13 protein-coding genes and 1 pseudogene are annotated in these 13114 nt (G+C 73.3%); 7 read left to right on the top strand and 7 right to left on the bottom strand.

Translation table 11 applies throughout. The annotated features are described in order from the left end of the window. A pseudogene (locus ABT116_RS32295) lies at window positions 1-572 on the top strand (SWF or SNF family helicase); the annotation flags it as partial. A 64-nt stretch (window positions 573-636) separates the two neighbouring features. Here ABT116_RS32295 and ABT116_RS32290 read toward each other — a convergent pair. Together ABT116_RS32290 and xylA are read right to left on the bottom strand one after the other, a co-directional pair. Further along, a complete protein-coding gene (locus ABT116_RS32290) occupies window positions 637-987 on the bottom strand; it encodes a hypothetical protein (protein WP_351641038.1) in 351 nt (116 codons plus the stop codon). A gap of 149 nt (window positions 988-1136) precedes the next feature. Next, on the bottom strand, window positions 1137-2303 hold the full coding sequence (gene xylA / locus ABT116_RS32285) for a xylose isomerase (RefSeq protein WP_351641036.1): 1167 nt from the start codon (window positions 2301-2303) through the stop codon (window positions 1137-1139). Window positions 2304-2432: 129 nt separating this feature from the next. Here xylA and xylB point away from each other — a divergent pair, with 129 nt between their 5' ends. The 6 genes from xylB to ABT116_RS32255 all read left to right on the top strand — a co-directional run bounded on the left by xylB (window position 2433) and on the right by ABT116_RS32255 (window position 9009). Continuing rightward, entirely contained in the window at window positions 2433-3878 is a 1446-nt protein-coding gene (gene xylB / locus ABT116_RS32280) for a xylulokinase (protein WP_351641033.1), read from the top strand. A 15-nt stretch (window positions 3879-3893) separates the two neighbouring features. Continuing rightward, a complete protein-coding gene (locus ABT116_RS32275) occupies window positions 3894-5102 on the top strand; it encodes an ROK family protein (RefSeq protein WP_351641030.1) in 1209 nt (402 codons plus the stop codon). 226 nt (window positions 5103-5328) lie between these two features. Continuing rightward, window positions 5329-5928, top strand: a complete 600-nt coding sequence (locus ABT116_RS32270; RefSeq protein ID WP_351641026.1) for an N-acetylmuramoyl-L-alanine amidase — start codon at window positions 5329-5331, stop codon at window positions 5926-5928. A gap of 146 nt (window positions 5929-6074) precedes the next feature. Further along, window positions 6075-6473 carry a luciferase domain-containing protein gene (locus ABT116_RS32265; RefSeq protein ID WP_351641023.1) on the top strand — a complete coding sequence of 133 codons (399 nt, stop codon included), beginning with the start codon at window positions 6075-6077 and terminating at the stop codon, window positions 6471-6473. Between the two features lie 3 nt (window positions 6474-6476). Further along, window positions 6477-7649 (top strand): bifunctional class I SAM-dependent methyltransferase/NUDIX hydrolase, encoded by a 1173-nt coding sequence (locus ABT116_RS32260; protein ID WP_351641020.1) that lies wholly within the window; start codon window positions 6477-6479, stop codon window positions 7647-7649. Window positions 7650-7776: 127 nt separating this feature from the next. Then, on the top strand, window positions 7777-9009 hold the full coding sequence (locus ABT116_RS32255) for a phosphodiester glycosidase family protein (RefSeq protein ID WP_351641017.1): 1233 nt from the start codon (window positions 7777-7779) through the stop codon (window positions 9007-9009). 2 nt (window positions 9010-9011) lie between these two features. Here ABT116_RS32255 and ABT116_RS32250 read toward each other — a convergent pair whose 3' ends face one another. From ABT116_RS32250 to ABT116_RS32230, 5 genes are all read right to left on the bottom strand, one after another. Then, a complete protein-coding gene (locus tag ABT116_RS32250; RefSeq protein WP_351641015.1) occupies window positions 9012-9206 on the bottom strand; it encodes a hypothetical protein in 195 nt (64 codons plus the stop codon). A 122-nt stretch (window positions 9207-9328) separates the two neighbouring features. After that, entirely contained in the window at window positions 9329-10192 is an 864-nt protein-coding gene (locus ABT116_RS32245; protein WP_351641012.1) for a phosphatidylinositol-specific phospholipase C/glycerophosphodiester phosphodiesterase family protein, read from the bottom strand. A gap of 205 nt (window positions 10193-10397) precedes the next feature. After that, window positions 10398-11480, bottom strand: coding sequence for an acyl-CoA dehydrogenase family protein (locus ABT116_RS32240; protein WP_351641009.1), 1083 nt, complete (start codon window positions 11478-11480; stop codon window positions 10398-10400). Next, complete coding sequence (locus ABT116_RS32235; protein ID WP_351641006.1) at window positions 11477-12694, bottom strand: acyl-CoA dehydrogenase family protein; 1218 nt, start codon at window positions 12692-12694, stop codon at window positions 11477-11479. Before ABT116_RS32235 ends, ABT116_RS32240 begins: the two co-directional genes overlap by 4 nt. Beyond that, window positions 12691-13114: zinc-binding dehydrogenase (locus ABT116_RS32230; RefSeq protein WP_351641003.1), on the bottom strand; the 424-nt coding region annotated here is incomplete at its 5' end. The genes ABT116_RS32235 and ABT116_RS32230, both read right to left, overlap by 4 nt.

Genomic DNA, 13114 nt, shown 5'->3' with positions numbered 1-13114 from the left:
ACACCGAGACGCCGCCCGCCTCCGGCCTCGACCCCGTCGCGCTGGAGTTCCTGGCCGCTCGGACGGCCGTACGGGCCCACAGCCTGCTCAGGGAGGCGCTTCGGGGTGGCTTCCCCGCGGAGTTGCCGCCGGCGCAGGACGCGGTACGGCTGGCCGCGGGCGATCCCGGGCGGGACCTGGCCGACCGGCTCGCCGACGGGTCGGGACGCGGCCGGGAGGGGCTGGCGGCGGCCGTGCGCGCCTGGCGTCACGGCGGGACGGCCGCGCTGTCCGTCCTCGACGAGGAGTGGCGCGTGGAGGGCGAAACGCTCGCACGCGCGCGTGCCGCCCTGGACTCGGCCTGGGACACCGGCGAACGGCCGGAACTGCGGGCACGGAACAACAGGTGGACGGTCGTCGGGGCACCGGTCCAGCTCCGCCTCGGCCGGGACGGCCGCTGGTGGCCCTACCGCAGGGAAAGCGGCCGCTGGCAGCCCGCGGGAGGCGCCGCCCAGGATCCGGCGACGGCCCTGGCGTCGGTGACGACCCCGGCTTCGGTGGAACCCGCGCCGGGAGAAGGAAACTCCCCGTAGGGGGTACGGCCCGGAACAAGGCCCCCTCGTCGAAAACCGGCGAGGGGGCACAGGGGGGCAGATGTCAGGGCAGTGGCTCGCCGGGGTCCAGGGACGGGACGAGCGATTCGAGGCCGCTCGGCAGATCACTGGGCAGATCACTCGGCAGTCGGGTCGGGAAGCCCGACGGCAACCTGGTCGGCAGCTCGCTCGGCAGCCTGGTGGGCAGCTCCGTGGGGATGCCGAACGACGGGGCGGGTGTGCGGGTCGCGTTCTCGTCGGACGGCTCCTTGTCCGACGAGTCCCCCCGGCCCGAGGCCATGAGCACCACGACGGACACGGCTGCCACGGCCACGAGCACGGCGAGCAGGATGAACAGCGGATTCCGGCGCCGGGGAGGTCCGGGCGGGTGGGGCGGTACGGGCGGCAGGGCCATACCGACAGCGTCGCCGCGCACCGCTCACGCCGGGAGGGGCATACGGAAGCTGATACGGACTCATGGCGTGGATCGGACGATTCCGCGGCACGACAGGGCCCGTCGGCCGGCCGGAGTGACCGGACGACGGGCCCGCACGCGCGCGTGGCTCAGCCACGCGCCCCCAGCAGGTGATCCATCGCCAGCTGGTCCAGGTGCTCGAACGCCATGCCGCGCGCGGCGGCCGCCTCCACGTCGAACGCCTCGAACGCGGACCGGTCGGCGAGCAGCGCCTGAAGGCCGTCCGCGGCGGTGGGCTGGGCCAGCTCGTCCAGACGGGCCGCGCGCAGCGCCTCCTGCACCTGCGGATCGGCACGGAAAGCGGCGGCGCGCTCCTTGAGGATGAGGTAGTTGCGCATACAGCCGGCCGCCGAGGCCCACACGCCGTCGAGGTCCTCGGTCCGCGGCGGCTTGAAGTCGAAGTGGCGCGGGCCGGCGTAGCCGGCCGACTCCAGCAGGTCGACAAGCCAGAACGCGGCACGCAGGTCGCCGGCGCCGAAGCGCAGGTCCTGGTCGTACTTGATGCCGGACTGGCCGTTGAGGTCGATGTGGAACAGCTTGCCCGCCCACAGGGCCTGGGCGATGCCGTGCGGGAAGTTCAGCCCGGCCATCTGCTCGTGCCCGACCTCGGGGTTCACGCCGTACAGCTCCGGACGCTCCAGGCGCTCGATGAACGCCAGGGCGTGGCCGACGGTCGGCAGCAGGATGTCGCCGCGCGGCTCGTTCGGCTTGGGCTCGATGGCGAAGCGCAGGTCGTAGCCCTGCGAGGTGACGTACTCGCCGAGCAGGTCGAAGGCCTCCTTCATCCGGTCCAGGGCCGCGCGGACGTCCTTGGCGGCACCGGACTCGGCACCCTCACGGCCGCCCCAGGCCACGTACACCTGGGCGCCGAGCTCGACGGCGAGGTCGATGTTGCGGATGGTCTTGCGCAGGGCGTAGCGGCGCACGTCGCGGTCGTTGGCGGTGAACGCGCCGTCCTTGAAGACGGGGTGCGTGAAGAGGTTGGTGGTGGCCATCGGGACCTTCATGCCCGTGGCGTCCAGCGCCTGCCGGAAGCGCTTGATGTGGTTCTCGCGCTCGGTGTCGCTCGAGCCGAACGGGATCAGGTCGTCGTCGTGGAAGGTGACGCCGTGGGCGCCCAGCTCGGCCAGGCGCTGCACCGTCTCGACCGGGTCGAGGGCACGCCGCGTGGCGTCGCCGAAGGGATCCCGTCCCTGCCAGCCGACGGTCCACAGGCCGAAGGTGAACCTGTCCTCGGGGGTGGGCTGGAAGCTCATGCCGCGGCTCCTTGCTCGCTGGACTATTTCGTCATGCCGATTTACAAATTAGTATGCGAGCACCTCTCTGGGAAGAGACAAGGTGCCTCCGAAGGGAGACACGTGCCGCGCGCAGTAGGGAGAAGCCCGATGTCAGCAGCCGAGGGTCCGCTCGTCGTCGGTGTGGACTCGTCCACCCAGTCCACCAAGGCGCTGGTCGTCGACGCGTCCACCGGCCGGGTGGTCGCGAGCGGCCAGGCGCCCCACACGGTCTCCTCCGGGGCCGGGCGCGAGACCGATCCGCGCCAGTGGTGGGACGCACTGTGCGAGGCCCTGCGCCAGTGCGGGGAGGCGGCGCACGAGGCCGCCGCGGTGTCGGTGGGCGGGCAGCAGCACGGCCTCGTCACGCTGGACGGCCGGGGCGAGCCGGTGCGGCCCGCCCTGCTGTGGAACGACGTGCGTTCGGCCCCTCAGGCCCGCCGCCTGACGGAGGAGCTGGGCGGAGCGAAGTTCTGGGCCGAACGCACCGGAAGCGTCCCCGCGGCCTCCTTCACAGTCACCAAGTGGGCCTGGCTGGCCGAGCACGAGCCGGAGGCGGTACGCGCCACGAAGGCCGTGCGCCTCCCCCACGACTACCTCACCGAGCGGCTCACCGGGCAGGGCACGACCGACCGCGGCGATGCCTCCGGGACGGGCTGGTGGGCCTCCGGTACGGAGGCGTACGACGAGGAAATCCTCGGGCACGTGGGGCTCGACCCGGACCTGCTGCCACGGGTGGTCCGGCCCGGCGAGGTGGCGGGTACGGTGCGCGACGGCCATGACCTGCCGTTCTCCCGGGGCACCCTGGTCGCGCCCGGCACGGGTGACAACGCCGCCGCCGCGCTGGGCCTCGGAGTGCGGCCGGGCGTGCCGGTGATGAGTCTCGGCACCTCGGGCACGGTGTACGCCGTGTCGCGGCACCGGCCCGCCGATCCGAGCGGCACGGTGGCGGGCTTCGCCGACGCCCGCGGCGACTGGCTGCCGCTGGCCTGCACCCTGAACTGCACGCTCGCCGTCGACCGTGTCGCGGCGCTGCTGGGTCTGGACCGCGAGGCCGTGGAGCCCGGCACGGCCGTGACGCTCCTGCCCTACCTGGACGGCGAACGCACCCCGAACCTGCCGAACGCCTCCGGCCTGCTGCACGGCCTGCGTCACGACACGACCGCAGGCCAGCTGCTCCAGGCCGCCTACGACGGTGCCGTGCACTCCCTGCTCGGGGCGCTCGACCTCGTCCTCGACGAGGACGCGGACCCCTCGGAACCGCTGCTGCTGATCGGCGGCGGCGCCCGGGGCACCGCCTGGCAGCAGACCGTGCGGCGGCTGTCGGGGCGTCCCGTGCAGGTGCCCCAGGCCAGGGAGCTGGTCGCGCTCGGTGCCGCGGCGCAGGCGGCGGGGCTGCTGACCGGGGAGGATCCGGCGGCGGTCGCGCGCCGCTGGGACACGGCGGCCGGTCCGGTGCTCGACGCCGTCGAGCGGGACGAGGAGACGCTGGCGAGGATCGCCGGGGTACTCTCCGACGCGGCTCCGCTGCTGGAGCGGCCCACGGACACCCACTGAGGACTGGCGTCAGGCATGACCGCACCGCTGCACGAGGCCCGTCCCGCCGGACCGGGACGCGCGCTGCCCGACACCCAGCAGGGCATGCGCCGCCGCAACCTCGCCCGAGTCCTGCACACGGTCCGCGCCGAGGGGCCGCTGTCCCGGGCCGCCGTCGCCTCGCGGATCGGCCTGACCCGGGCGGCGGTCTCGACGCTCGTCGACGAGCTCATCCGCTCGGGGCTCCTCGAAGAGCTGGGGCCCGAGCGGCCCGGCCGGGTGGGACGGCCCGGTTCCGCGCTCGCCGTCAGCGGACGCGGTCCGGCCGGCATCGGCGCGGAGGTGGGCGTCGACCATCTCGCGGTCTGCGCGGTCGACCTGCGCGGCACGACCCGCTCCCGGGCGATACGGCAGGGAGCGAACCGCGGCCGCTCCCCTCGGCCCGTGCTCGCGGAGCTCACCGACCTGATCCGGCAGGTCGTCGCCGAGGTGGAGGGCGAGGGCCTGTATCCGGCCGGACTCGCCGTGGCCGTGCCGGGTCTGGTGGCACGCGACGCCCGGACGGTCGTGCGCGCCCCGAACCTCGGCTGGCACGACACGGACCTCGGCCCGCTGCTGCCCGCGGACACCCCGCTGACCGTGGACAACGAGGCCAACTTCGGTGCCCTCGCCGAGCTCTGGCTGGGGGACGACACTCCTCGCGACTTCCTGCACGTCTCGGCGGAGATCGGGATCGGCGCGGCGGTCGTGGTGGACGGCGGGCTGCTGCGCGGAACACGCGGCTTCGCGGGCGAGTTGGGGCACGTGCCGGTCCGGCCGGACGGGCCGGAGTGCGCCTGCGGCGGGCGGGGCTGCCTGGAGCAGTACGCCGGTGAGGAGGCCGTGCTGCGTGCGGCCGGTCTGGAACCCGACGAGGACCGGGTCGGGCTGCTCGCGGGGCGCGCCGCGCAGGGCGACGAGGATGTACGCCGTGCCCTGCGCGACGCCGGTACGGCGCTGGGCGTGGCCCTGACCGGGGCGGTCAACCTGCTCGACCCGCAGAGCGTGGTCCTGGGCGGCGAACTGTCCGGGCTCGCGCCCTGGTTGCTGCCCTCGCTCCAGGACGAACTCGCGCGCCGGACAGCAGGTCCCGCCTGCCCCGTCTCCGTGTCGCGGCTGGGCCCTCAGGGGCCGCTGCTGGGGGCCGCCCATTCGGTGGTCCGGGCGGTGCTGGACGACCCGGCGGCGTTCGCCGGACAGGGCTGAAACGGCGCGTCGCCGCCGGTCACAGGCAGTACTCCTCCTGCCCTGACCACCCGACCGGGTGAGGGAGTTGTCCACAACAGGGGGCCCGTCCACCGCATCATGCCGCTCCCTCCGGGCCGCCCGCCGGGCGCCGTAACTTGATCACGCGGGCCGCGACCGCAAGGGCCGCAGCTCCGCGCAGTTGAGCAAGAGACACCCTCCTGTCGAGCCCGGAAGGCACACACCCATGCCGCAGACCACCCTTTTCCCCAGCAGGCGAGGCATCCTGGCGGGCGCCGCCCTCACCGCCCTCCCCCCGGCCCTGCTCTCCGGCACCCGGGCCGACGCCCGGCCCCGGGTCGTCGATCACCCCGGAGCGGCGTGGCAGCCGGCGAGCCGCAGCAACTACACGCCGTCCAACCGCCCACGGGCCCATCCGCTGCGCTACGTGATCGTTCACGTGGCGCAGACGACCTATTCCGGCACCCTGTCCGTCTTCCGCAACCCCGGGAACAAGGTGTCCGCGCACTACGTGGTGCGTTCCTCCGACGGGCGGGTCGCACAGTGCGTGCGCGAGTCCGACATCGCCTGGCATGCGGGCAACTGGGACTACAACACCCGCAGCATCGGCATCGAGCACGAAGGCTGGGTGGACCGGCCGGGATACTTCACCGACGTCATGTACGAGCGCTCGGCCCGGCTGACCGCGGCGATCTGCCGAAGGTACGGCATCCCGAGGAACCGGGCGCACATCATCGGCCATCACGAGGTCCCGGGCAGCGACCACAGCGACCCGGGCCGGCACTGGGACTGGAAGCGCTACCTCAGACTCGTCAAGTCCGCCTGAGGATCGGCCCCGTCGAGTCCGCCTGAGCACCGAACGCGCCAAGTCCGCCCGAAATCCCGGAAACTGCCCCGGCCATCCACCTCACGTCCCGGTTACAAATCGCTCAACCTCTGGTTGCGGACCGATGAGCAGGCGACGATGGGGCCATGACTCTGGCCCAGCGCGCCATGGAGCGTCTGCAGGCCTGGCCCGACCTCAAGGCGGGCCCGGCGAGTTGCGGTACCGGAAGGGCGCTCCGTTCCGTCCGTGACGAGATCGTCCACTTCCACTCCTCACGGGACGTGGACCTCCACCTCACCCGCCGGGCCATACAGCGCTTCCATTACGACCTCTCCGGTTCGAGCGCGATCCACCTGCTGCCCGGATCGGGCTGGGTGACGGTCCACCTCGACTGCGAGGCGGACGTCGATCTGCTGCTGAGTCTGATGAGCATCGCCCTCAAGGCTCACCAGACCCCGCCGGCCGATGACGACGGACCGCGGCTCGCCGGGTGCAACTTCCACCGGGTCACGGTGCTGCCGCGTGACGCCGTGGCGGGCGGCTGAGCCTTGGTGGGAGAACCGGAGGCGGTCAACGCCGGGGCGTGGGACGCGTACGGAGCACACCATCTGCGGCGGGGCACGGCGCTGCCCGAGGCGGCCCGGGTCGACTGGGGGTTCGCGGGCGGTGGACCCGGGAGCGAGGTTCTCGGGGAGCTGACGGGCCGGCGGGTGCTGGACCTCGGCTGCGGTCCGGCCCGGCACGCCGCGCATCTGGTCCGGGCCCACGGGGCGCTGGTGGACGCGGTCGACTCCTCGACCGGGCAGTACGAGCGGGCCCGTGCCCGCTACGGCTCACTGCCCGGGCTGCGGCTGGTCCTCGCCGACGCGGTGGAGCATCTGCTCTCGGCCGAGCCGTACGACGTCGTCTACTCCGTCAACGCCGTCCCCTACATCGATCCGCACCGGCTGCTGCCCGCCCTCGCCGGAGCGCTCAAGCCGGGTGGCAGGTTCTGCTTCACGGTGCTGCACACCAACAGCCGGGGTGACGGGCCGTCGGACCGGGTCGCCACCCGGCCGGAGACCCTGCGGCTCGCGGGTGGCGGTGAGGTCACCGTCCACATGTGGGTGCTCGCCCCGGAGCTCTGGACGGCGCTGCTGACCGAGTACGGGCTGCGCGTGGAGGGGATCGACGTCCTCGACACCCCGCAGGACGGCAACAGCGCCTCCTACCGGCTCTTCCGGGTGACCCGGCCCGTCCGGGTGTCCTCCCGGCCGCGGGTCCCCGGACCGCCGCCCGCGCACGCCGCGATCGGCGTGGGAGCCATCGTGTACGGACCACGGGGGCTGCTTCTGGGCCGGCACCGGCGCGGGACGTGGGAGCTGCCCGGCGGGACGGTGGAGCCCGGGGAGTCGTTGCAGGAGACGGTCGTGCGTGAGCTCGGCGAGGAGACGGGGCTCGCCGCGCGGCCCGAGGACCTCCGGCTGCTGGGCACGCTGCTGGACGACGCGGGAGGTGTCGTCCGTATGACCGTGGCCGCCCGGGTCACCACCTGGCGGGGCGAGCCGTCCGACCAGCCCGGGGAGAGCGTGGGTCGCTGGCGGTGGTTCGCCCTGGACCGGCTGCCGGAGCAGCTGTTCGTGTGCAGCGCGCAGGCTCTCACCCTGTGGCGGCCCGGGCTGCCGATCGACCACACGCCGGCGCATGTCACGCCGTTCGACACCGGAACGGGGGACAGCTGAAGCACCCAGAGGGGTGCGTTTTTTCAGCCGTTCCCGCGTAGTGCGCGCTCAGCCACCCTGGCGGACCGCACCGTCTGGTGCACTGCCTCCGAGGGTCCCGACAGTTGACGAGGCATCAGGGGGCACGGTGGCAGGTCGTCGCAGGCGACGAGGAGCAGGCAGAGCGGTACTGGCGTTTCTCACGGCGTTCGGCGCACTGGTCGGTGCGGGACTGGCGGGGGCGGCTCCGGCCGGCGCCGTCCAGAAGGGCGGACGGGTCGCGCCCGGTGTGACGTACGAGGAGTTCGACATCGAGGCGGCGAAGGGGGTGACGCACGCACATGTGCTGAGGGTCGACCTGGGAAACCCGCGGGTACGGGTCGATCTGCTGTACCCGGGGGCCGTGGCCGCACGCGCGCGGGTCTCGGCGATGGCGGACACCCAGGGCGCGGTCGCCGGTGTCAACGGCGACTTCTTCAACATCACCGAGACGCAGCATCCGGGCGTGGAGGCGACCGGCGCGAGTGTGGGTCCGGCGATCGCGGACGGGCGGACGCTCAAGGCGGCCGTGCCGAAGGGGCAGCGTTTCGGGCCGGAGCTGCCGCCCGGCACGACCACGGAGGACGTCTTCGGCGTCGGCACGGACGGGCGGGCGCGGCTGGACCGGCTGGCGCTGGCCGGTTCGGTCCGTACGGCCGGGGCGCGGCTGCCGCTCGGCGGCCTCAATCAGTACGCGCTGCCGGTGGGGTCGGTCGGTGCGTTCACCTCCGAGTGGGGCAGCGTGTCGCGGGTGCGCGCCACCTGCGGCACGGACACCGACCGCGCCGCCCCGTGCAGCACGGACACCTACGAGGTGACGGTCCGCGACGGCACGGTCGTCTCGGCCGCCGACACTCCGGGCAGCGGCCCGATCGCCGCGGGGACCACCGTGCTGGTCGGCCGGGAGTCGGGCGCCCAGCAGCTGCGCAAGTTCTCCACCGGTGAACCGGTCGAGGTCGAGCACGGCCTCGTGGCGGCGGACGGCGACGCGTACCGGCTCGCCCTCGGCGGCTACCCGGTGCTCTCGGACGGGCAGCCGCTGCCGGGGCTCGACGACACGACCTCGGCCGTCCGTACGGCCGTGGGGATCGCCGACGACGGGCGCCGTGTACTGCTGCTCGCGCTGGACGGCGCCGCCGCCTACCGCAGCGGCCTGACGATCGCCGAAGTCGCCGCCACCATGCGGAACCTGGGCGCACAGGACGCCTTCAGCCTGGACGGCGGCGGATCGTCGACGCTGGTCGCGCGGAAGCCGGGCGCGAGCACGGTCTCCGTGCGCAACCACCCCAGCGGCGGTGCCGAACGCCTTGTCCCTAACGGCATCGGCGTGTTCTCGGGGTGAGCTCAGGGCCGCAGACCGCTGACGATCTCCGCCGTCGCCGTGAGGCCGCTGTGGATGGTGGGGGCGATGCTGGTGCTTGCGAGATAGAAGCCGAGCAGCAGGCAGACCAGCGCGTGGGAGACCTTCAGCCCGCCGTTGCGCAGGAAGATCACCGCAAGGATCAAGAGCAGCAGCACCACAGAGATGGAAATGGCCATCGTCAACTCCTCCGCCACGCCGCCATGTCCGGTTCACGGCGTTCGGCCGCAAGTGTGGCGTAGCGGAGGGTTCGTCCGGGCGGCTGACCTGTCCGCCGAACGTGTGGTGTCCTTCTGTCGCTCTAAGCCGCCCGCCGGGCGTCGAGGAACGCCTCCAGGCCGGCGAGGTCGTCGGTGTTGAGGTGGTCGACACCGGCGGCGAGCAGTTCGCCCCACACCGCGTCGCGGGCGGGTCCGGCCAGGTCCGGGGTGGCCCAGAACCGCACCCGCTGCCCGCGCTTGTGGGCGGCCTCGGTGACAGCCCGCAGCTTCTGCCGCTCGACGTCGGGGAACGGACCCACGCCCTGCCAGGTGAAGTTCAGCGTCCAGTTGTCGCTGATCAGCGGGATGAAAGAGGCGGGAGCCGGGCTGCCGAGGTCGGCGAGGCGGCCGTCGTAGAAGGCGCGCCGGACGGTCTGGGCCTCCATGGGCGCGCGGGCCGCGCGGTCGCCGGAGACCACGGCGGTGACCGGACCGCGGTGGACGCGGCCATGGGCGTACGTGGTGAACAGGTGCCGGTGCCGCCGGAGTTGGCGGTCGAGTGCGCGGTATGTCGAGGCGCCCTCGGTCTTGATGTCGATGAGCAGTTGCAGCGAACCGCGGTGTCCCCGGTACACCGAGCCGTGGTGGGCCCGGACGCGGGCGGCGAGCGGGCCGAGGTAGAGGGACTCAAGGGTGCGGGACGGGTCGAGGTCCTCCGGGTCGTGGGCGACGAGGAGTTGGTCGCCCACGAGGTGGATGTCGGCCTCGACGCTGCCGAAGCGGTGGTCGAGGGCGTCGTACAGCGGGCGGGGGTGCTCGTAGTCGTTGTGGGCGTGGGCGCGCCACAACGGGCGGGGCCGGTGCGTGCGTTCGCCCGCCCGTGCGGGGGCGGCGGGCAGGGCGATCGAGCCCGCGAGGGCTGCGCCGAGGGTGGTGAGGGCCGTGCGACGGGTGGTGAGGGCCATGCTCTGCCTCCCTGGAGATGCCGTACGGGGACCCTGCGAGTATGGGGTCCGCACAGCTCAAGGAGCAGGCTTACGCACGGAGTTGGCCGGACTGCCGCCACGGGTTCACTTTCACCGGGTCGGTGCGCATGGACAGGCCCGCCCCTGGTGGGACGGGCCTGTCCGGGTTCTCCCCCGGAAGTTCCCGGAGTTGAAGCTAGGGACGTCAGGGGGCCTGGAGATCGACCAGCGCGGCCAGGGCCTCCCGGTGGGCGCCCGGCGTGCCGTAGGCGATCGAGTCGGCCTTGGCGCGCTTGAGGTACAGGTGCACGGGGTGCTCCCACGTCATGCCGATACCGCCGTGCAGTTGCACGGCCTCCTCGGCGGCTCGCACGGCCACGGGTGCCGCGTAGGCCTGGGCGACGGTGACGGCCACGTCGACGTCCTCACCGTTCGCCAGGGCGTCGGCGGCGCTGCGGGCGGCGGCGCGGGTGTTGACGACCTCCAGCCACAACTGGGCCAGCCGGTGCTTGATCGCCTGGAAGCCGCCGACGGGCCGGTTGAACTGCTTGCGCTCCTTCAGGTAGCGGACGGTCTCCGTCAGCGTCCACTCGGCCAGGCCGAACTGCTCGGAGGCGAGCAGTCCGGCGCCGGCGCGCAGGGCGCGGCGTACGGCGGGTTCGGCGTCGCCCAGCAGCCGCCCCGGCACTCCCGCGAGGGCGACGGTCGCCAGCGGCCGGGTCAGGTCCAGGGAGGCCCGGGGCGTGACGGTCGCGGCGGTGGCGTCGACCGCGTACAGACCGCCGTCGTCGGCCGGCACGAGCAGCACGTCCGCGACGGCCGCGTCCGCGATGCCGGTCAGTTCGCCGCGCAGCAACCCGTCCTCGTGCCGGACGACCTCGTAGGCGGCGCCCGGCGCGACGTTGAGCGCGACCGCGAGGGCGCCGATCGTCGTCCCGGTCGCGAGGTCCCGGAGGAGGTCGTCGGTACCGCAGGCCAGCAGGGCCTCGGTGGCGACGACCGCGCTCGTCAGATACGGCACGGGCGCGACCGCGCGTCCCAGTTCCTCCAGCACCACGGCGGCTTCGCGGTGGGTGGCGCCCTGGCCGTCGAGGTCCTCGGGCACCAGCAGGCCGGCCAGGCCCATGCCGTCGGTGAGTGCCTTCCACAGGGCCAGGTGGTGTGGGGTGTCCGACTCGGTGCGGGCGATGACGCCGGGTGCGTCGCAGTGGTCGGTGAGCAGGTCGCGGACGGCGGCGCGCAGCGCCTCTTCCTCTTCCGAGTACAACAGGTCGCGCTCGTTCTTCACCGGGCCAGGTCCTTCCAGGCGACGTCCTTGTCGGTGCGCGGTTCGGCGGGCAGGCCGAGAACCCGCTCGGCGACGATGTTCAGCAGGACCTCGCTGGTCCCGCCCTCGATGCTGTTGCCCTTGGATCGCAGGTAGCGGTAGCCGGCGTCGCGGCCGGTGAAGTCGACCAGCTCGGGGCGCCGCATGGTCCAGTCGTCGTAGAGCAGGCCCTCCTCGCCGAGGAGTTCCACCTCCAGGCCGCTGATCTCCTGGTTGAGGCGGGCGAAGGCCAGCTTCATGCCGGCGCCCTCGGGGCCGGGCTGGCCCGCGACGAGCTGCTGGCGCAGCCGCTCCGCTGTGAGGCGGGAGACCTCGGACTCCACCCACAGCTTCAGCAGCCGCTGGTGCAGGTCGTGGGTGCGCAGCTCGGGACGCTCGCGCCAGGTCTTCGAGATCGGGCCGATCATGCCGCCCTCGCGGGGCAGCCGCATACCGCCGATGGCCACGCGCTCGTTGTTCAGCGTGGTCTGCGCGACCTTCCAGCCCTCGCCGACCGCACCGAGGCGGCGCGAGTCCGGGATGCGGACGTCGGTGAGGAACACCTCGTTGAACTCGGCCTCGCCGGTGATCTGCCGCAGCGGCCGCACCTCGACGCCCGGGTCCGTCATGTCGCACACGAGGTAGGTGATGCCCCGGTGCTTGGGCACCTCCGGGTCGGTGCGGGCGATGAGGATCGCCCAGCGGGCCACATGGGCACTGGATGTCCAGACCTTCTGCCCGTTGACGACCCAGTCTCCCCCGCTCTCGGCCTCGCTCGAGCGGGAGGGGCCCCCGTCCTCACGCACCGCCCGGGTGCCCAGCGCGGCCAGGTCGGATCCGGCGCCCGGCTCGCTGAACAGCTGGCACCAGACCTCCTCGCCCGTCCACAGCGGCCTCAGGTAGCGCCGCTTCTGCTCCTCGGTGCCGTACTGGAGGATCGTCGGGGCGGCCATGCCGAGGCCGATGCCGATGCGCCGCGGGTCGTTGTCGGGCGCCCCGGCCGCGGTCAGCTCGGCGTCCACGACGGCCTGCAGGGAGCGGGGCGCGCCGAGTCCGCCGAGGCCCTCGGGGTAGTGCACCCAGGCGAGTCCGGCGTCGAAGCGGGCCCGCAGGAAGTCCAGTCGGTCGGTGGTGGCGGGCGGGTGGGAGGCCAGCAACTCCCGGGTGCGGCTGCGCAATTCCTCGGCGTCGGTCATGCTGCCTCCTCCATGACGACCGCGATCCGGCCGGTGGTCACACCGTCCGCCACCTTCTGCACGGCGTCCGCCGCCCCGCCGAGGGGCACGCGTTCGCTCACCAGCGGCTTGATCGCGCCCCGGGCGGCCAGCTCGGTGAGCTGCTCGTGGCAGTGCTGGACCAGCTTGGGGTTCTTGGTGTTGTACAGGCCCCAGTGCAGGCCGAGGATCGAGTAGTTCTTCACCAGGGCGTGGTTCAGGCCCGGGCTGGGGATCGTGCCGCTCGCGAAGCCGACGACGACGATCCGCCCCTCGAAGGCGACAACCTTGGCGGACTGCGCGTAGGCGGCGGGCCCGGCTCGGCCGGTGCGACGGCGATCCGCACCCCGTCGGGCACCGCCTCGCCCTCGGCGGCGACATGGACGACCTGGGACTCGCCCA

Origin of the sequence: Streptomyces sp. NPDC002130, from assembly GCF_040296465.1 — a bacterium.
Lineage (GTDB): Bacteria > Actinomycetota > Actinomycetes > Streptomycetales > Streptomycetaceae > Streptomyces.
The sequence above is the reverse complement of the archived record's forward strand: the minus strand, read 5'-3'. Positions and strand labels throughout refer to the sequence as shown.

Bases quoted from the DNA above. Each gene is read 5' to 3' on its own strand.
- ABT116_RS32290 (WP_351641038.1), bottom strand. From the start codon at position 987: ATGGCCCTGCCGCCCGTACCGCCCCACCCGCCCGGACCTCCCCGGCGC.
- ABT116_RS32235 (WP_351641006.1), bottom strand. From the start codon at position 12,694: ATGACCGACGCCGAGGAATTGCGCAGCCGCACCCGGGAGTTGCTGGCC.
- xylB (WP_351641033.1), top strand. From the start codon at position 2,433: ATGTCAGCAGCCGAGGGTCCGCTCGTCGTCGGTGTGGACTCGTCCACC.
- ABT116_RS32275 (WP_351641030.1), top strand. From the start codon at position 3,894: ATGACCGCACCGCTGCACGAGGCCCGTCCCGCCGGACCGGGACGCGCG.
- xylA (WP_351641036.1), bottom strand. From the start codon at position 2,303: ATGAGCTTCCAGCCCACCCCCGAGGACAGGTTCACCTTCGGCCTGTGG.
- ABT116_RS32270 (WP_351641026.1), top strand. From the start codon at position 5,329: ATGCCGCAGACCACCCTTTTCCCCAGCAGGCGAGGCATCCTGGCGGGC.
- ABT116_RS32245 (WP_351641012.1), bottom strand. From the start codon at position 10,192: ATGGCCCTCACCACCCGTCGCACGGCCCTCACCACCCTCGGCGCAGCC.
- ABT116_RS32250 (WP_351641015.1), bottom strand. From the start codon at position 9,206: ATGGCCATTTCCATCTCTGTGGTGCTGCTGCTCTTGATCCTTGCGGTG.
- ABT116_RS32265 (WP_351641023.1), top strand. From the start codon at position 6,075: ATGACTCTGGCCCAGCGCGCCATGGAGCGTCTGCAGGCCTGGCCCGAC.